The organism is Arthrobacter sp. H20, assembly GCF_000520515.1.
In the GTDB taxonomy this organism is placed as follows: Bacteria; Actinomycetota; Actinomycetes; order Actinomycetales; family Micrococcaceae; genus Arthrobacter_D.
The window spans coordinates 1-19477 of sequence record NZ_AZRY01000201.1 but is presented as its reverse complement, the minus strand read 5'-3'; the positions used below and the strand labels follow the sequence as shown (position 1 = coordinate 19477).

General features: G+C 62.4%; 14 protein-coding genes. 7 read left to right on the top strand and 7 right to left on the bottom strand.

From position 1 onward, the window contains the following. The 4 genes from Y703_RS17105 to Y703_RS0101170 form a co-directional block, all read left to right on the top strand. Positions 1-426, top strand: a 426-nt coding sequence (locus Y703_RS17105; protein ID WP_035763310.1) for an integrase core domain-containing protein, incomplete at its 5' end; no start/stop codon positions are given. Positions 427-795: 369 nt separating this feature from the next. Next, positions 796-1086 (top strand): hypothetical protein, encoded by a 291-nt coding sequence (locus Y703_RS0101180; protein WP_026551280.1) that lies wholly within the window; start codon positions 796-798, stop codon positions 1084-1086. Positions 1087-1628: 542 nt separating this feature from the next. Further along, positions 1629-2111, top strand: coding sequence for a GNAT family N-acetyltransferase (locus Y703_RS0101175; protein WP_026551279.1), 483 nt, complete (start codon positions 1629-1631; stop codon positions 2109-2111). Between the two features lie 53 nt (positions 2112-2164). Then, complete coding sequence (locus Y703_RS0101170; RefSeq protein WP_155849349.1) at positions 2165-3436, top strand: alpha/beta fold hydrolase; 1272 nt, start codon at positions 2165-2167, stop codon at positions 3434-3436. A 93-nt stretch (positions 3437-3529) separates the two neighbouring features. On the opposite strand, the gene Y703_RS0101165 is transcribed toward Y703_RS0101170, so the two are convergent. The 3 genes from Y703_RS0101165 to coaE form a co-directional block, all read right to left on the bottom strand. Next, positions 3530-4582 carry a TerC family protein gene (locus Y703_RS0101165; RefSeq protein ID WP_035763309.1) on the bottom strand — a complete coding sequence of 351 codons (1053 nt, stop codon included), beginning with the start codon at positions 4580-4582 and terminating at the stop codon, positions 3530-3532. Between the two features lie 217 nt (positions 4583-4799). Then, on the bottom strand, positions 4800-6878 hold the full coding sequence (uvrB, locus tag Y703_RS0101160) for an excinuclease ABC subunit UvrB (protein ID WP_026551276.1): 2079 nt from the start codon (positions 6876-6878) through the stop codon (positions 4800-4802). 51 nt (positions 6879-6929) lie between these two features. Then, on the bottom strand, positions 6930-8147 hold the full coding sequence (gene coaE, locus Y703_RS0101155; RefSeq protein ID WP_026551275.1) for a dephospho-CoA kinase: 1218 nt from the start codon (positions 8145-8147) through the stop codon (positions 6930-6932). A 61-nt stretch (positions 8148-8208) separates the two neighbouring features. On the opposite strand from coaE, the gene Y703_RS0101150 reads away from it, so the two are divergent. Together Y703_RS0101150 and Y703_RS0101145 are read left to right on the top strand one after the other, a co-directional pair. Continuing rightward, positions 8209-8886, top strand: a complete 678-nt coding sequence (locus tag Y703_RS0101150) for an IMPACT family protein (RefSeq protein WP_026551274.1) — start codon at positions 8209-8211, stop codon at positions 8884-8886. Further along, the gene (locus Y703_RS0101145; RefSeq protein WP_026551273.1) at positions 8879-10006 is read left to right on the top strand and encodes a class I SAM-dependent methyltransferase; all 1128 of its coding nucleotides are present in this window, start codon (positions 8879-8881) and stop codon (positions 10004-10006) included. The genes Y703_RS0101150 and Y703_RS0101145 overlap by 8 nt, the downstream gene beginning before the upstream one ends. A gap of 162 nt (positions 10007-10168) precedes the next feature. On the opposite strand, the gene rpsA is transcribed toward Y703_RS0101145, so the two are convergent. The 3 genes from rpsA to polA form a co-directional block, all read right to left on the bottom strand. After that, a complete protein-coding gene (rpsA, locus tag Y703_RS0101140) occupies positions 10169-11674 on the bottom strand; it encodes a 30S ribosomal protein S1 (RefSeq protein WP_026551272.1) in 1506 nt (501 codons plus the stop codon). A 323-nt stretch (positions 11675-11997) separates the two neighbouring features. Beyond that, positions 11998-13329 (bottom strand): GNAT family N-acetyltransferase, encoded by a 1332-nt coding sequence (locus Y703_RS0101135; RefSeq protein ID WP_051427179.1) that lies wholly within the window; start codon positions 13327-13329, stop codon positions 11998-12000. A gap of 94 nt (positions 13330-13423) precedes the next feature. Then, a complete protein-coding gene (gene polA, locus Y703_RS0101130; protein ID WP_081743309.1) occupies positions 13424-16174 on the bottom strand; it encodes a DNA polymerase I in 2751 nt (916 codons plus the stop codon). 19 nt (positions 16175-16193) lie between these two features. On the opposite strand from polA, the gene Y703_RS0101125 reads away from it, so the two are divergent. Next, the gene (locus Y703_RS0101125; RefSeq protein ID WP_026551269.1) at positions 16194-16682 is read left to right on the top strand and encodes a hotdog fold thioesterase; all 489 of its coding nucleotides are present in this window, start codon (positions 16194-16196) and stop codon (positions 16680-16682) included. A 363-nt stretch (positions 16683-17045) separates the two neighbouring features. Here the strand turns inward: Y703_RS0101125 and Y703_RS0101120 are convergent. Next, a partial coding sequence (locus tag Y703_RS0101120) for a Tn3 family transposase (protein WP_026551268.1) occupies positions 17046-19477 on the bottom strand: 2432 nt, incomplete at its 5' end.

Sequence of the window (19477 nt, the reverse complement as noted above, 5' to 3'; positions counted from 1 at the left end):
CAGCTATCCACGACCCTGCACACGGACCTGGCGTTGGATGCGTTGGAGATGGGTTTGTGGACCCGTCAGCACGCTGGAAAGGACGTCTCCCAGCTCATACATCACAGCGACAGAGGAGTGCAGTATCGGGCGATCCGCTACACCGAAAGGCTCGCTGAGTCCGAAGCAGTCGCGTCCGTCGGCGCTAAGGGCGATAGTTACGACAACGCCATGGCCGAGGCCCTGAACTCGCTGTTCAAGGCCGAGCTAATCCGGAACAAAGGGCCGTGGGCGAGCATCAACGACCTGGAAATCGCCGTCGCGGAATACATCGATTGGTACAACCACCGACGCCTCCACAGCGAGATCGGCTACCTACCCCCGGTAGAAGCCGAAACCATCTACTACTCAAAACTCCCGGCCATCAAAACGATGGAACGGGTCTAACAAACCCTCCACCAAACCCGGGGCTTGACACTTCGGTCGAGTCACGTCTCCCTCTCGCACGTTCGGGCACTGCTCTGTGAATGTTACGGGATAGCAGGTGGCCCGCGAATTATCGGACCAACGGCCTTGTTGACGTCGCGGGTGTGACCACCCAACGCTCCGCTCCACCTGATTGGGCCAAGGCCAACATTCTGGCCAGGAGCGTATCGAGAACAACAACGGAGTTTTCAGATGGTCCGGCTAGTTAGCCAGAGACTGCCGCCCCAGTTTGAGCATCCCGCACCTCACATGCCGTGCAAGGTACGCAGTGAGGCGCCGTCGAAGCAGTAGGCTCACACTCAATCGCCATTCGAACTCGGGGGAAATCACATGCCGGTACATCTTGAGGAACTCGCACTGAGCATTGCCCGCTGCCCGGAAGTACCACTGGCCGCTGCGGACCCAACGCACCCGTGCCACAAGGTGGTGCATTCCCAGGATCAGTACGAGGGACCGTTCCAGGTTCCCGAGGCGTGGGCAGGCAAGCTGGAGACCGCCAAGGTGGTCTTCCTGTCGTCGAATCCAGCTATCAGCGCTGGGGTGGCGGACAAGCACCTGGCGGAAAAGTATCCGAACGCGGAATGGGAGCACCGGCCGCCGTGGCGGCCCTCTTGGGACTGATACCGGCCCGGCGTAGCTGGAAATAGTGAAGCTGCTTCACTGACGTTCGGGGAGGGCCAGCGGAGACCACCGGCCCAGGCGCCGCCCTTCCGGGCTCTGCAGCCGGGCCCGAGCAGTGGACCCAACCCTTCGCCGTGTTGATATGGATCCCCAATTCCCGGGCCGCATCACAGACGTTCCCGGCCCGTTCCAAAGCGGCGAAAAACAAATCCTTCTCGGACCGCGTATACCGGCGCAAGCGCCTGATCCCGGCGGCCCTAGCCCAACCCTGGCCCGTCTCCCGATTGATACCCGACTCCCTAGCAGCCGCAGATACAGAGCCCAACCGATCAACCGCCAGTAGGAAAATCCGCCCGCTGCACCGCCGTATAGGAACGCATAAGAACCCTCGGGACAGAAACACTATCCACTGCAGGCAACTCCACAGACATTTGCAACTCCCGATTCCTAAGAGTGTTGCAACGACCACTAGAACTCACCAACCCACCACATCCAACGGTTCGGCGGAACGGTGCGGATCCTGAGTCGCTAGGGTTGAATACATGACTATCCGAGACGCCCGCCCGGACGATGTACCCACCATCCTCCAGCTCATCCATGACCTGGCCATTTACGAGAAGGAACCCGACGCCGTAAGAAATACGACCGAACAGCTGCACCAGGCCCTCTTCGGGGGCTCCCCCAGCGTGTTCGCGCATGTCGCCGAGGCCGACGGCGCCATCCAGGGCTTTGCCCTGTGGTTCCTGAACTACTCGACCTGGGAGGGAGTTAACGGCATTTACCTTGAGGACCTCTACGTCAGGCCAGAAGCCCGCGGGGAGGGCCACGGCAAAGCGCTGCTGCAGAACCTCGCCCGTATCGCCGCAGAGCGTGGATATGCCAGGGTGGAATGGTCGGTCCTGAAGTGGAACGAACCGTCCATCAGCTTCTATGACAGTCTCGGGGCTTTCCCCCAGGAGGAATGGACCACCTACCGGCTCACCGGCCCCGCGCTCACCGCTGTCGCCGACGGACCCGCCGCGTGACGGCCACGCCAGCCGGCGACGTCGTCCCGCACCGCCGGGGCTCCACCCACCTCATGCATGGGGCGAGGACCACCGGGCATCACTTCACTGTGCCCCTGGACCACGCGAAGCCCGACGGTAAGACCATCATCGTGTTTGCCCGCGAATACAGTTCGCTGGATCATGACGACGACGCCGTCACCGACCTGCCCTGGCTCTTGTTCCTGCAGGGCGGACCGGGCGGTCGTGGCGGGCGGGTCACTCAACTTGGCGGCTGGATGAAAGCTGCGGCCAGACACTTCAGGATCCTGATGCTGGATCAGCGTGGCACCGGACTTTCCACACCCGCGGATGCCGGGACACTACCCTTGCACGGCGACGCGGCAGCACAGGCCGAGTACCTCACCCACTTTCGAGCCGACTCGATAGTTGCCGACGCAGAGTTGATCCGGCACCAGCTGGTAGGCGCTCCCTGGACCGTTTTCGGGCAGAGCTTCGGCGGTTTCTGCACATTGACTTATCTCTCCTTCGCACCGGAGGGAATGGAGCGGGCGCTGATTACCGGCGGCCTCGCACCACTCAGTGGGTCCCCCGACCGCGTCTACACCGCAACCTACCGCCTGGTCGAAGCCCGGAACCTGGCGTATTTCGCCAAATACCCCGAAGACCGGACCCTTCTCACCCGGATTGCACGACACCTCGAGACAGTGGACGAGCGGCTCCCGACCGGTGAACGACTCACCGTGGCCCGTCTCCAGATGATCGGCTCGTTCCTGGGTGGCAACACCCGCGTTGATGCCCTGCACTACCTCCTGGAGGATGCGTTCGTCAGCACCGCCAATGGTCAACGGCTCTCCGCGGTGTTCCTTGACGCCGTCTGGGCGCAGGTCAGCCGCTCCTCCAACCCGCTCTATGCGCTCCTCCACGAATCCATCTATTGCCAGGGCGAGGCATCCAGCTGGTCAGCCGACCGGGTACTGGCGCTGTACCCCCAGTTCTTTCCCACAGCTGAGGAGCCCCTGCTGACCGGCGAAATGGTCTATCGGTGGTACTTCGACCAGGATCCGTCCCTGGCGCCGCTGAAGGACACAGCTGATCTCCTGGCCGCCAAGATTGACTGGGGCGCCCTATACGACACAGCTCAGCTTGCCCGCAATACGGTTCCGGCTGCGGCCGCTGTCTATCAGGACGACATCTACGTGGACCACGACCTGTCAATGGACACCGCCCGCGCGGTCAAGGGCCTCCAGGCGTGGGAAACAGCCGACTTCCACCACGACGGAATCTCCGACGACGGCGAAGCGATCTTCAACCGACTGCTCGGCATGACTGGATGGCCAGCCTGACCGGGTTCACCCCCTGACACGCGGCGGGCCCGCCAGCCGCTGGGGAATCCGGGAACGGGCGGGCCGGCTACGGCACACGTGGGGCCGAGGAGGTTAGCTCTCGACGTCGGCCTCGCCGCGGGCCTTCCGTGCGTCCTCTTCGAGCTGCGCGTCGATGGCAGCCTGCTTGCCCTTGGGGCTCAGCAGGCTCAAAACAACGGCGATCACGATAGTTCCCAGGATAATGGCCAGGGACAGGAATGTTGGGATGATCGGCGCCCATTCGATGTGTTGCCCGCCGTAGATGAACGGCAGCTCATTCTCGTGCATGGCGTGGAGGATCAGCTTGATTCCAATGAACGCTAGGATGACCGAAAGCGCGTGCTTCAGGTAGATGAGGCGGGTCATCAGCCCCCCCAGCAGGAAGTACAGCTGGCGCAGACCCATCAGGGCGAAGATGTTGGCTGTGAACACAATGAACGCGCTCTCGGTCAGACCGAAGATGGCTGGAATCGAGTCGACGGCGAAGAGCAGGTCGGTGAGGCCGATTGTCACGAAGACGATAAGCATCGGGGTGAAGACCTTCCGTCCGTCAAGTACGGTACGGATCTTGTTGCCGTCGTACTTTTCGATCATCGGCAGGACGTTGCGCAGTTTGCCGATCAGTTTGTTCTCGCTGCCGTGCTCCTCGTCCTCGCCGGTGTCCTTGGCCTGCTGGTACGCCGTGTACAGGAGGAAAACGCCGAAAATATAGAAGATCCAGCTGAAATTGCTGATCAACGCAGCCCCCAGCAGGATGAAAATTCCCCGCAGGATCAGCGCGATAATGATGCCCACCATCAGCACTTCCTGCTGGTACTTCCGGGGCACCGAGAACCGCGCCATGATAATGATGAACACGAAGAGGTTGTCAATGCTGAGGCTGTATTCGGTCACCCAACCCGCCACGAATTGTCCGCCGTAATCCGCCCCGGTGAAGATGAACATCAGGCCCGCGAAGATCAGCGCAAGGGAGACGTAAAAAGTGACCCAGAGACTGGATTCCTTCATCGACGGCTCGTGTGGTCGTTTGACCACCAGGAGCAGATCGAACAGGAGGATGAGGCCCAGCACAATGAATGTGCCGACTTGAAACACCAGCGGCAATCCCAGTGTGGATCCAGGCATGAAGAACCTTTCGAGGGTACAGCGGATTCCGCAAGTCTCTCCGCCACGGCACCTGCCACTGGCCGCTACGCCCGGCAGAACAACTGTGTTCTGCGTGTTGACGTTCGTAGCGCTTCGGGATACTCCCCTACGTCCAAATCATCCTACGGCGGATCAGCCGGATCCGGAAATGAGTCGCGTGTGTCTATCCCGACGAACGCGAACCTGACAGCCGCCCTCAGGCGTGCCCAGCCGTCTGCATCTGGCGCAGCTCCTTCTTGAGGTCTCCGACCTCGTCACGCAGCCGCGCAGCCAGCTCAAAGTGCAGGTCTGCTGCTGCTGAATGCATCTGGTCGGTGAGCTGACCGATCAGATCGGTCAGGTCCTCGGCTGGCACCGCGGCGAGACCGTCGTGCCGAACCGGGGCGCTACCCTTGCCCTTACGCTTCTTGCCCGACTCCTCAAGGAGTGCCCGAGTATCCGCGTCCTCCTGTGCAATGGAATCGGTGATGTCAGCAATGCGCTTACGCAGCGGCTGCGGGTCCACGCCGTGCTTGAGGTTGTAGGCCACCTGAATCTCACGGCGCCGGTTGGTCTCGTCGATGGCCTTGGCCATGGAATCGGTGATCCGGTCAGCATACATATGGACCTCGCCGGAGACGTTACGAGCCGCACGGCCGATGGTCTGGATCAGCGAAGTAGCACTGCGCAGGAATCCTTCCTTGTCAGCGTCGAGAATGCTGACCAACGACACCTCGGGCAAGTCGAGGCCCTCACGGAGCAGGTTGATACCCACAAGGACGTCGAAGGTACCGAGCCGCAGCTCACGCAACAGCTCAACCCGCCGCAGGGTGTCGACGTCGGAGTGCAGGTACTCGACCTTCACCCCGTGTTCCAGCAGATATCCGGTCAGGTCCTCGGCCATCCGCTTGGTGAGGGTGGTCACCAGCACACGTTCGTTGATCTCGACCCTGGTTCGGATTTCGGCGAGCAGATCGTCAATCTGGCCCTTGCTCGGCTTAACCACTACCTCAGGGTCGATCAGACCTGTGGGGCGGATAATCTGCTGCACGTAACCGTCGGATTTGCCCAGCTCATACTTGCCGGGGGTGGCGGACAGGTAGACGGTCTGGCCGATCCGTTCCAGAAACTCGTCCCACTTGAGTGGCCGGTTGTCCATGGCTGACGGTAACCGGAACCCGTGGTCCACGAGGGTGCGCTTTCGGGACATATCCCCTTCGTACATGGCACCGATCTGCGGAATGGTGACGTGGGATTCGTCCACCACGAGCAGGAAGTCATCAGGGAAGTAGTCGAGCAGACAGTGCGACGCGGAGCCAGGTCCGCGACCGTCGATGTGGCGGGAATAGTTCTCGATGCCGTTGCAGAATCCCATCTGCTGCATCATTTCAAGGTCATAGGTGGTCCGCATCCGCAGCCGCTGGGCTTCGACGAGCTTGTTCTGCGACTCCAGCTCATCCAGACGCACCTGCAGCTCGTCCTCGATCTGCTTGACCGCCCGGTTCATCCGTTCCGGACCGGCGACGTAGTGCGAAGCCGGGAACACGTACATCTCAGTCTCCTCCCGAACAATCTCCCCGGTGAGCGGATGCAGGGTGTAGATCTTCTCGACCTCATCGCCGAAGAACTCGATGCGAAGCGCCAGCTCCTCATACATCGGAATGATTTCCACTGTATCGCCGCGGACCCTGAAGGTCCCCCGGTGGAAGTCGATGTCGTTGCGGGTGTACTGCATCGCAACGAATTTCCGCAGCAGGTCATCCCGGTTCATCTGTTGACCGGTCTCCAGCGTCACCATGCCCGCCACATACTCCTCGGGGGTGCCCAGGCCGTAAATACAGGACACAGTTGCCACCACGATCACATCACGGCGGGTGAGAAGGGCATTGGTGGCTGAATGCCTGAGCCGCTCCACCTCCTCATTGACCGATGAATCCTTCTCGATGAAGGTATCGGTCTGCGGTACGTAGGCTTCAGGCTGGTAATAGTCGTAGTAGGACACGAAGTATTCAACTGCATTATTCGGCAGCAATTCGCGGAACTCGTTGGCCAACTGCGCGGCGAGCGTCTTGTTCTGCACCATTACCAGGGTGGGCCGCTGGACCTGTTCAATCAGCCACGCTGTGGTCGCGCTCTTACCGGTGCCGGTGGCGCCCAGCAGCACCACGTCTTTCTCGCCGCCCTTGATGCGTTTGCTCAGTTCGGCAATCGCTGCGGGCTGGTCACCAGCAGGGTTGAATTCGCTGATCACTTCAAAAGGCGCTACGACCCGTTTAATTTCCTGCGCAAGGCTCATACGAATACGTTAGACCCTCCCCCGGACAATTAGCGTCCTGTATCGGGTGAGTTAGCCGACGGCAGAAGAAGGTCGCGGCACCCAGCCGGTATCGCCAATCCACTGTTTCAGGAGCGGGTCCGCGACGGCTGTGAACCAGGGTTCCTTGCACTGTGCATAGCCGTCGGTTCCCTGGTCGTCAGTATGGAGCGCCGCGCAGCGCTCCTTCTCAGCCAGATACAGCGGCGCCGCGCCGGGATCCGACCGCAACCAGTCCCTGAAGGAGAGGGCGTACCGCCAGCCCGGTGAAGACTCGACTCTGAGATGGACATTCATTGGTCGTCCGGGGTCGGCGTTGGCGTGGAGGCGTTTCGGCCAGCGAGCAGCGCCGGGGACATTCGGTTTCGGATCATCGCTAATGATTCCTTTCACGAGGGGAAAGCCTGCAACGGCAAGAGTGGCTGCGATAGCATCGGCGTCCTCGATTGCCGCGACTGTCAGCTGCAGGTCGATCACGTCTTTGGCGGGCAGCCCCGGGACGGCTGTCGACCCAATGTGGTCAACGGCGAGCACCAGCCGGTCAGCCAGCGCAATCCTGCCGATGAGCCGTGCTGCCTGCACCGGCCAGTCTGCGCGGGCCGGCACGAGGCGTGGTCCGGCAGTCCGCTCGGCACGGACACTGTGTATCAGATTCTCGTTGAACGGCACCAGACGCTCCTGCCACAGGCTGTCCACAGCTGCCAGCAGTGTTTCGGGCGTGCCCTCGTTGGCGAGGACGACGTCGGCCGCGGCGCCCCGCTCGGCCCGCGTCGCCTGAGCACCGATGCGGGCGCGCGCCTCGGCGTCGGTCATCCCCCGGGTAGCTTTCAAGCGCTCCAGCCGGACCTCATCGGGGGAGTCAACTACGACCACCAGGTGGAACTGGTGCTGTTGTCCGGTTTCCACCAGTAACGGAATGTCCTGTACGACGACTGCGCCGTGCTGGGCTCCGTCGGTCAACTCGCGGGCCCGATCCCTCACCAGTGGGTGGATGATCGAGTTCAGCCTCATGCGTAGTGACGGGTTGCCGAAAATCGCCCCAGCCAGCGCGGGGCGGTCGAGGCTACCGTCCGGTAGTAACATCTCAGCACCGAATTCGGCGGCGACGGCTGCCAGCCCGGCAGACCCTGGCGCGACCGCCTCCCGGGCCAGGACATCGGCGTCGACCAGCATCGCACCGAGCTCCCTCAATCGTGAAGCGACAAGAGATTTCCCGGCCGCGATCCCGCCGGTGAGGCCAATTCTGAGCATGCCCCCCACCCTAGCGCCTGCATCGCCGGGCCTGGGGCGCCCGCCCACTAGACTTGGACCGGTGAGCGACAGTGGAGTGACCGTTACCGGGTACACAACTGTCAGGGGCGAGCACCGCCACGCGAGCGAGGTACGTCGGTCCCGCTTCATCGCGGTGGTCCGCCGGATCGACAGCGAGGACGGAGCCCGGTCATTCCTTACGGATCTCCGAAGCGAATTCCACGACGCACGCCATCATTGCAGCGCGTTCGTCCTCGGCCCGGACCGGTTGATCCAACGGGCCAACGACGACGGCGAACCGTCGGGCACCGCCGGTGCCCCCATGCTCGACGCCATTCTCAAACGTGCCACTGCTCCAGAGACCACTGATCTGAGCGACGTCGCAGTGGTGGTGGTCCGCTATTTCGGTGGAGTGCTGCTGGGCGCTGGAGGACTCGTACGAGCCTACTCCGATGCCGTGTCGCAGGCGTTGGACGCGGTGCCGACCGTCCGGCGACGCCTCGTGCAGCGGCTGGCGATCCCGGTAGCCCACGCTGACGCTGGACGGGTGGAGAACTCCCTCAGAAACGCCGGCACCCAGGTGCTGGGCAGCGACTATTTCGCTGACCAGGTAGTGATCCGCGTAGCCGTGCCCGCGGGAATCGCCTCGATCGAGGGCTTCGACGCCCAGCTTGCCTCGCTTACCGCCGGCCAGTCCGGCGCTCAACTCCTGGACCTGAAATGGGTGGACAATGAATGACTTTTCCTTTGACAACCTTCAGCGAGCCCCCGACGTCGAGGCCCCGAACCTGTTTGCGTTCGACGCCACCGACCGCCTCCTACTGGACACCGCTGCCGGCGCGATCACCGGGACCCCGGAGGGCGTCGTCGTTATCGGCGACCACTACGGAGCGCTCACCATTGGGGCCGCCGCGCTGCATGGCGCCCGGGCGATCCGTACCCACCAGGATCCGCTCTCCGGTGAGCGGGCCCTGACGGCCAACGCCGAATCGGTCGACCTGGCCGACAGCTTCACTCACCACCCACTGGATGAAGCCCTGTTGGCCGATGCCCGCTGTGTCCTGCTGCAGCTACCGCGGTCGCTGGCCGCACTGGATGAGATAGCGTGGACGATTGCCTGCTACGCCGACCCTGGTGTGACTGTGTTCGCCGGGGGCCGGGTCAAACATATGACCACCGCCATGAACGGTGTGCTGGCCCGGCACTTCGGCACCGTCTCAGCCGGCCTGGCTCGCCAGAAATCACGCATCCTGACGGCGTCCAACCCGCTGCCTACCCCAGTGAGCGGCTTTCCGGTGGAGGAGAAGCATGACGTCGGGCTCTCCGCCCAGCTGATCCTCAGGGCTTTTGGCAGCACTTTCGGGGCTGCAAAACTGGATGCCGGGACCCGTTACCTGCTCCCATCCCTGGCCGAAGCCAGGGCCGCCGGGCATGCCATCGATCTGGGGTCCGGCAACGGGACGATCGCGGCCTATCTGGCGTTGACCCGCCCTGCGCTGACGGTGACTGCAACAGATCAATCGGCGTCGGCAGTTTCCTCCTCGCGCGCCACCGCCGAGGCAAATGGAGTCGGCGACCGGATTTCAGCGGTGCGCGACGATGCCCTGTCATCAAGGCCGGCGTCGTCGACCGAGCTGATCGTCCTGAACCCGCCGTTCCATCTGGAGGGGACCGTGCACTCGGGGATCGCGCTGAAGCTGTTTGCCGATGCCGGACGGGTGTTGAGGTCTGGTGGGGAGCTCTGGACCGTATGGAACAGCCACCTGCAGTACCGAACGCCCCTGGGCACCATGGTCGGCCCCACCCGGCAAGTTGCTCGCAACCCGAAATTCACCGTAACGGTGTCCACCGCTCGGTGAGCCGGCGGCCCTCCCACTGAACCCGGTCAATCAGTGGGACTGGCTAGACAGTCCCACTGACGGCGTCCCGTCAATGGGATCACCGGACCTTCCGATCAGCCCAGGGCACAAAAAAGGCCCCCACCGTTGCGGTGGGGGCCTTTTCAGATGCTCAGGCTGAACCTAGTTGCCGGTCAGCTTTTCGCGCAGGGCAGCAAGTGCCTCGTCTGACGCGAGTGTACCCGTGCCGACATTGCTGTTGCTGCTGCTGTTGCTGTTGGTGCTTTCATCAGCAGCAGGCTCGGATGAGTAGCTCGTGGAGCTGGACTCAACGGGCTCGTTGGCGGCAGCTGCATCGTCCGATGCGTGCTGCACAACCTGCTTCTTGTGAGCTTCCCACCGCGACTGGGCCTCAGCGTACTGAGCTTCCCAGGTAGCACGCTGAGAGTCGTAGCCTTCAAGCCACTCGTTGGACTCTGGATCGAAGCCCTCCGGGTACTTGTAGTTGCCTTCGTCGTCGTACTCTGCAGCCATACCGTACAGAGCTGGGTCGAACTCGGTGCTGTCGGCATCGACACCCTCGTTAGCCTGCTTCAGGGAGAGGGAGATCCGGCGACGCTCGAGATCGATGTCGATGACCTTGACAAACAGCTCGTCTCCAACTGAGACAACCTGCTCTGCCAGTTCCACGTGGCGGACTGCCAGCTCGGAGATGTGAACCAGGCCTTCGATGCCGTCTTCGACGCGAACGAACGCGCCGAACGGGACCAGCTTGGTGACCTTGCCCGGAACAACCTGCCCGAGGGCGTGGGTGCGGGCGAAGGTCTGCCATGGATCTTCCTGGGTGGCCTTGAGCGACAGTGAGACACGCTCGCGGTCCAGATCGACCTCGAGAACCTCGACTGTGACTTCCTGGCCAACTTCGACAACCTCGGAGGGGTGATCGATGTGCTTCCAGGACAGCTCGGAGACGTGAACAAGTCCGTCGACGCCGCCCAGGTCCACGAAGGCACCGAAGTTGACGATCGAGGAGACAACGCCGGGACGAACCTGGCCCTTTTCCAGCTTGTTGAGGAACGTGGAACGCACCTCAGACTGGGTCTGCTCAAGCCATGCGCGGCGGGACAGGACAACGTTGTTGCGGTTCTTGTCCAGCTCGATGATTTTCGCTTCGATCTTCTGACCGATGTATGGAGCAAGATCGCGTACACGACGCATCTCAACCAAGGACGCAGGCAGGAAGCCGCGGAGGCCGATGTCGAGGATGAGCCCACCCTTGACAACTTCGATGACCGTGCCGGTGACGACGCCGTCTTCTTCCTTGACCTTCTCGATATCGCCCCAGGCACGCTCGTACTGAGCGCGCTTCTTGGACAGGATGAGTCGGCCTTCTTTGTCCTCTTTGGTGAGCACCAGGGCTTCGACCTGATCGCCAACGGAAACAACGTCTCCGGGATCAACATCGTGCTTGATGGACAGCTCACGGGAAGGGATAACACCCTCGGTCTTGTAACCGATGTCGAGCAGAACTTCGTCGCGGTCAACCTTGACTACCGTTCCTTCAACGAGGTCTCCGTCGTTGAAGTACTTGATGGTGGCGTCGATAGCTGCGAGGAAGTCCTCAGCGGTGCCGATGTCGTTGATCGCGACCTGCGGTGCACCTGGCTTCTCGGTGGTGGTGATGGTCATGTAGTTGGGACTCCGTTGTGGATGATTAGTTGATCCGGGGGGCGACGTCAGAACAACAGGAAACTCTGCTGATCCGAATGGAACCCGTCCGAAAGTGGACTTGTGGAGAGAAAACGACCTACCCAGCACAGCTGGCTAGCACGTTTCGCAGTGCGCATTACACGCCCGTCTAGTCTAGCCGTTTCCGCCAACACAGGTCAAAGTGGCGATTCACTCCCGCCGACCCGTGATGTATGGCGACTCATCGCCCCTCTGACCCGCCCGATCTGACTCTTCGGCGGAGTTCGGACTGGAGGTGGGTAAGGACTGGAGGTGGGTAAGGACTAGAAGTGGGTAATACAGTACGGTGCGGTCGGGGTCTGGAAGATACGGTCGAGGATGGCAACGCTCCCCTCGCCCCCGGCACCCTGTTCCGAGATCTGACCGGCCGCAGCCAGTACCTGCGCGGGGACGCCGCCCAGGTACATTGAGCCAAGTGCCGTGACATCCATCAGTACCGCAGTGTCGGCGTCGTCGTTGAGCCGTGTCACTGACCCCACACCGTTCTCCGCCGTCAGCCGGAACTTGCCCGACGCGTACCCAAGCGGGTCGACGATGTCGACGGTGACGGTGACGGTCCCGGACCCCTGGTACCCGCGGGACTCAAGGGCGGCAACCGGGTCGAGTATGCGCAGCCAGAGCACGTCTTCATCGCCGGTGAGCTTGTAGCACCGACGGTCCTGCAAGGCCCAGGGCAGCGGATCATCGACTGGCGCCAGATCAAAGGTGATGCGCTGCACGAGATCGATGGAGCCAAGGTAACGCCACAGCTCAAGGTAGGCGGCAGCGGAGGTAGCAACCAGGTCCACAATCTTCATGGTGTACGGGGTGGTCCCCCAGCCAGCGAACTTGTAGGAGACGAACCCATCGGGCTGACCGTCGTTGTCGTAGTGAACTGCGACGCGAACAGTCTTGTCCTCGGTGGGCCGCTCCTCGCCCCAGAGGCCCGCTGCACGCTGTGGGTAGGTGAACTGGCGCGCGATCGACCCGGTGGTGTCCCTGTGAAACCGTTCGAATATCTGTTGGGACAGCTCCACTGCGGCTGTCGATGCCACTACGTGGGTGACGCCGTACGCTGACGTGCGCAGGGCGAACCGCTCCTTGACGTCCACCTCAATGTTGCGGGTGAAGGTTGCGGCGCCGAAGCCAAATCTGCCGTAGATCGTCGCCTCGGACGCAGTCAGCGCGGCGATGGAGAGCCCCCTGGACGCAGCGCCCTGCAGGTCTGAGGTCATCATGGTGCGCAGCAAACCGCGCCGCCGGTGCGTCGGTCGCACAGTGACGGCGGTGATCTGATGCGCGTCGATGAGCCGCCCGTTGCCGACATTCAGCGAGTTGACCATGGTGGCGTACGTGGCGACGGGAATTCCCGGGTCCCAGGCGTGTGCCCCGGACGATTCATCGTAGGCGCCCCACAGGGTCCGGCTGTCGGAGCTAAATGCCTCGACATAGGTAGCGAGGTCCTCCGGTTCGGTCCTCGCTTCATGGAAGCCGAATCGAACCGCCTCGAACCAGTGAGACAGCTGGCTGCCGGCCGATGAGTCAGTCTCGGCGGTCACCGTAAAGGTGTCGATACGCAGTGGTGATGGGGCGGCGGAGTCTTGGGAAGCAGTCACGGTGCACCAGCCTAGTGCGGCAAAGCACCGGGCACCAGCTCCGGCCACCCGATTCGGCAACCCACAGCTGCAGTGGGTTGCCGGCCGAAGCGCCCTAGTGAGCTGCCTCGTGCCAGCTTGCTCCCACACCCACGGAAACGTCGAGCGGAACCGTCAGGTCCGCCGCGGACCCCATCTGCTCCCGTACCAGGAGCTCAACCGTGTCCCGTTCGCCGGGGGCTATTTCGAGGACCAGTTCATCGTGCACTTGCAGCAGCATGCGAGAGGATAGACCCTGTCGACTCAGTTCAGCATCGACGCCGAGCATCGCCTTCTTGATGATGTCTGCCGCAGAACCCTGGATGGGCGCGTTCAACGCCGCCCGTTCAGCCATTTCGCGCAGTTGCCGGTTGTCGCTGGAGAGGTCAGGGAGGTAACGGCGGCGTCCTTCAATGGTCGAGGTGAACCCGTCGATCCGGGCCTGCTCCACCACCCCACGCAGATAATCCCGGACGGCGCCGAAGCGGTCGAAGTAGTCCCCCATCAGGTTCCGCGCCTCGTCGACCGAGATGGCCAGCTGCTTCGACAGCCCGAACGAGCTCAGACCGTAAACCAGCCCATAGGACATGGCCTTCACCTTGGACCGCATCGCACTGGTGACCTCGTCAGGCTGGACGTTGAAAATGTGAGCGCCGACAAAACGGTGGAGGTCCTCGCCGTCGCGGAACGCCTGGATCAGGCCATCATCGCCGGAGAGGTGGGCCATGATGCGCATTTCGATCTGCGAATAGTCGGCGGTCATCAGGCACTCAAATCCATCGCCGACGACGAACACCTCGCGGATCCGCCTGCCCTCGTCGGAACGCACGGGAATGTTCTGCAGGTTCGGGTTCGTGGAAGAGAGCCGACCGGTTGCAGCGATGGTCTGGACGTAGGTGGTGTGGATGCGGCCGTCGTCGGCCACTGCCTTCCGGAGCCCCTCGACCGTCTGGCGGAGCTTTGACGCGTCGCGGTGAGCCAGAAGCTGCTCGAGGAACGGGTGCCCGGTCTTCACTATCAAATCGGTCAACGCATCAGCGTCGGTTGAATAGCCGGTCTTGATCTTCTTGGTCTTGGGCAGGCCCAGTTCATCAAAGAGGACCGCCTGGAGCTGCTTCGGCGAACCGAGGTTGATCTCCTTGCCAATGATCCGGAATGCCTCGGCGCTGGTGGCACCCATCGTTGCCGAAAAATCATCGAACAACCGGTCGAGCCGGTCCATCGCCACCGGAACGCCGGTCAGCTCCATCTCGGCCAACACCACTGCCAACGGCAATTCGAGGCCACCCAACAGCTGGTTGGCGCCGCGCTCCACCAGTTGGCCGGCGAAGTACTCGCTGAGCTGCAAAGCAGCGAATGCCCTGGCGACCGCGGGCGAGGCTACATCCTCGTCCTGAAGCTGAAGTGCAAGCTGTCCCCCGGTCGACCCTGCCGCCGGTGCAATGGACATCTTGAGGTGGGACTGACTCAGGTCGGCCAGGTCGTAGGCCCGGCGGTCCGGCTGGATCAGGTATCCGGAGATAGCTGTGTCATCAACTACACCGGCCAGGCTTAGGCCGCGCGCGGCAAGCAGTTTGTAAGCTGCCTTGAAGTCATGTGCCACCTTGGGTGCGTCGGCGTCGGCTAGCCAGCCTTCGAGCCCCTGCTCAGCCGCGGCATCGAGCGTCTCCAGGTCAACATACGCTGCGTCGGTGGTGGTCACAATCGCCAGCCCGACGGCGTAGTCGTTCCCGGTGGTCGGCTGTGTCACCAACTGAACTGCAGCAAGGCCCTGGTTGGTCGCGGTGAGCCATTGGGACAGCGCTGCGGCGTCGGTCAGTACCACGTGCTCGGGCGGCGTCATCTCGTCGTGGGCCTGCTCAGCGTCTTCTTCCCCAAATAGGTCGAAGAGCCGTTTGCGCAGGACGTTGAACTGCAGGGAGTCGAACAGTTCCTCAACGGCCGGGCGGTCAGGGGTCCTTGAAACCATCGTGTCCAGTTCGACCGGCAGGTCGAGGTCAAGGAGCAGATGATTGAGTCGGCGGTTGCGCTTGACCAACTCGATGTTCTCCCGGAGCGAGTCCCCCACCTTCCCCTTAATGGCGTCGAGGTTCTCAAGGATGCCCTCCAGTCCGCCATACAGTTTGATCCATTTGGCGGCCGTTTTCGGGCCCACCCCGGGGACACCCGGCAGGTTGTCGGCGGTCTCCCCGACAAGCGCAGCAAGGTCGGAGTACTTGTCCGGCGGCACAAGGTACTTCTCCTCCACAGCCTGGGCGTCCATCTGCGGAATGTTGGTGACCCCCTGTTTGGGGTACAGCACTGTCACCCGGTCATTGACCAGCTGGAAAGCATCGCGGTCTCCACTGACTATCTGCACGTCCCAGCCCTCGGAAGCGGCGCGGACCGAGAGGGTGGCGATGATGTCGTCCGCCTCATACCCTTCCATCGAGAGGGTGGGAATGTGCATCGCCTGCATCACCTTGATAATCAGGTCCACCTGGCCGTGGAATTCTGACGGCGTCCGGGCTCGTCCGGCCTTGTACTCGGTGTATTCAGTGGTCCTGAAGGTTGGGGTATCCAAATCCAGTGCCACCGCAACATGGGTGGGCTTCTGGTCCCTGATGAGGTTGATGAGCATCGCCGTGAAACCGTACACAGCATTGGTGTGTTGGCCCGTATCGGTGGAGAAGTTCTCGGGCGGCAGCGCATAAAATGCTCGGTACGCCATCGAGTGGCCGTCAATCACGAGGAGGCGACTGCGGGAGGGCTCAGCCGTCGCCTTCGCATGCACATCCGTCGGAGTCGTTGCGGCCAGAGGAACATCGGGTTTGGTTGTTTGACTCACAAGTGCCAGCCTAGTTCCCATGCCCCACAATTACACTCCGGAGCCGTCCACTCAGGAACCGACAGCAAACCCCTACTCGGCCGAGTTGGCCGCAGCCGGCGTCCCCGAAGAGATGCATGAGTGGCTCAGCGGCCACGGCATCGGGCGCCTTGCGGCGAAGATGGGAATCGTGTTCACCGAGATGACAGCTGACCATCTGGTCGCCACCATGCCGGTCGAAGGCAACGAACAGGTTGCGGGGATCCTGCACGGGGGCGCCCACCTTGTCCTCGCCGAGACCCTGGGTTCCTTTGCTGCGGGACTTCACGCCGGGCGCGAGCGGAGGGCGATGGGAATCGAGATCAGCGCAACCCATCACCGGTCAGCGTCGTCGGGCCTGGTCACCGGCACCGTGACAGCCATCCATTTGGGCCGCACCCTGACCACCCATGAAGTGGTGATGACCGACGACGTCGGGCGCCGCCTTTCCACCGCGCGGATCACCAACATCATCAGGGAGAACCGCTGACAGCCAACGCCAGGCGTGGCTCAACGTTTCCGGGCTGACTATCGGTGGAACTGTGGCCAGGTCCACACCGTCCGCGTGCGGCAAACACCCCAAACCGTCCGTCCCTGGCATGCGCCATCCTGTTTAGGCGCGCGCCCGCCGGGCGCTCGCATCGTGCCACCTGACGGGCCGGCTCCCGCAGGACCGCCTGGCCATCGACAACCCCCTGAAGTCTGAGGATGCTAACACTGACAGCGGTCGACCGTTTCAGCGGATAGGGGGCGCCTCTCCCCAATGAAGCAGGAAGTGGGGACGGGGTATGTCGTCGAGCATTCCGGTCCAGTGGAACCTGGGGTCGCTTCAGAAAACGGGAAAAATCGTACGTTAAGGTTTGCCTGCTGCTCGTAGGGGCCTGAATTTTCCTGTGCCGGGCTTGGCGGTGTTGCGCCAGGTGTAGTCGCCGGTGAGGTTGATGTGTTCCCAGCCCAGCGGTGAGAGGTATTGCAGGAGCGCGTCATGGGATTCCGGGTCTCGGTCACGGAGCGCGAGGGTGGCTCGTTCGAGGTAGACGGTGTTCCAGAGCACGATGGCGGCGGTGAGGAGATTGAGTCCGCTGGCGCGGTAGCGTTGCTGCTCGAATCCGCGGTCCCGGATTTCGCCCAGGCGGTTGAAGAACACGGCCCTGGCGAGGGCATTGCGTGCCTCACCCTTGTTCAGGCCGGCGTTTACGCGGCGCCGGAGTTTCACGCTTTGGAGCCAGTCCAGAATGAACAGGGTGCGTTCGATGCGGCCCAGTTCGCGCAGGGCCACGGCCAGACCGTTTTGGCGCGGGTAGCTGCCGAGCTTGCGCAGCATCAGTGAGGCCGTCACGGTCCCTTGCCTGATGGAGGTGGATAGCCGCAGAATCTCGTCCCAGTGGGCGCGGATGGCCCTAGTATTCAGGGTTCCGCCGATCAGGGGTTTGAGTGCGTCGTAGATGGTGTCTGTTTTGGGGATGTAGAGCTTGGTCTCGCCCAGGTCGCGGATGCGGGGTGCGAAGCGGAAGCCGAGCAGATGCATCAGGCCGAAGACGTGATCGGTGAATCCGTTCGTGTCGGTGTAGTGTTCCTCGATGAACAGATCCGACTCGTGATACAGCAGGCCATCGAGGACATAGGTCGAGTCGCGCACCCCAACGTTGACGACCTTGGCACTGAAGGGTGAGTACTGGTCCGAGATGTGGGTGTAGAACATCCTCCCCGGTTCGGTGCCGTATTTGGGGTTGACGTGGCCGGTGCTCTGGGCCCTCCCGCCGGCTTTGAAGCGTTGGCCGTCTGAGGACGAGGTGGTGCCGTCGCCCCAGTTCCCAGCGAGGGGTTGGCGGAACTGGGCGTTGACTAACTCGGCCAGGGCGGCCCCGTAGGTTTCGTCCCGGATATGCCAGGCCTGCAGCCAGGACAGCTTGGCATAGGTGGTGCCGGGGCAGGACTCGGCCATCTTGGTCAGCCCGAGGTTGATCCCATCTGCCAGGATCGTTGTCAGCAGGAGTTTCTTGTCCTTGGCGGTGTCGCCGGTCTTCAGGTGCGTGAAGTGGCGGGTGAACCCGGTCCACTCGTCGACTTCCATCAGTATGTCGGTGATCTTCACGTGCGGCGGCTGTGCCGCCGTCTGATCGATCAGTGCCTGCGCGGCCTCGGGCACCGCCGCGTCGAGCGGGGTGATCTTCAATCCGGACGCGGTGATGATGGCGTCCGGCAGGTCATTGGCTGCTGCCATGCGATTGACCGTGGCCAGCTGCTGTTCCAGCAGTGAAAGCCGGTGGTGCAGGTACTGTTCGCAGTCCGTGGCCACTACCAGCGGCAAGCCGCCGGCAAGCTTTAGTTCGGCGAATGTTTCCGCTGGGACGAGGTACTCATCGAAGTCCTTGAACTGGCGCGAGCCCTGCACCCAGATATCGCCGGAGCGCAGCGCATTCTTCAACTCCGAGAGCGCACACAGCTCGTAATACCTCCGGTCGATCCCGTCCGCGCTGAAGACCAGTTTTGCCCAGCGCGGTTTGACGAAACTTCTCGGCGCGTCGGCTGGCACCTTACGGGCGCTATCCACGTTCATGGTACGCAGCACGGCGGTGGCCTTGAGCACGTCCTTGGTGGACGGTGTCGCCCGCAGTTTGAGCACGGTCAGGAATTCCGGGGCGTAGCGACGCACCGTTGCGTAGCTTTCACCGATGCGGTGCAAAAAGTCGAAGTCCTCGGGTTGTGCGAGCTTTTGTGCCTCGGTCACGCTGGTGGTGAAGGCCTCCCAAGGCATGACGGATTCGATGGCAGCGAAGGGATCGGCGCCACTCTCCTTCGCCTCCAGCAGCGCCTTGCCGACGCGCCCGTAGAGACGGACCTTGTCGTTGATCGCCTTGCCCGAGGCCTGGAATTGTTGCTGATGCCGGTTCTTGGCCGTGTTGAAGATCTTGCCGATGATGCGGTTATGCAGGTCGATGATTTCATCGGTGACGGTGGCCGTGCTTTCCACGGCCACGGCCACCAAAGTGGCATAGCGGCGCTGCGGCTCGAACTTCGCCAGATCGGCGGGCGTCATCTGCCCGCCCTCACGGGCGATATTGAGCAGACGGTTCTGATGGACCTGGAGTTCGATGCCAGCGGGCAGGTTCAGCGCCTGCCAGGCTCTGAGGCGCTCAATGTGTTCAAGCATGTGCCGTGAGTTCGGTTTGACCGGTGACTGGCGCAACCAGGAAAGCCGGGTGGACTTGCCTTCTTCCCGGCGTTTAAGCAGGTCATCCAACCGGTGCCGGTGGTCGGCAGACAGTGAATCCGTCAGGGCGG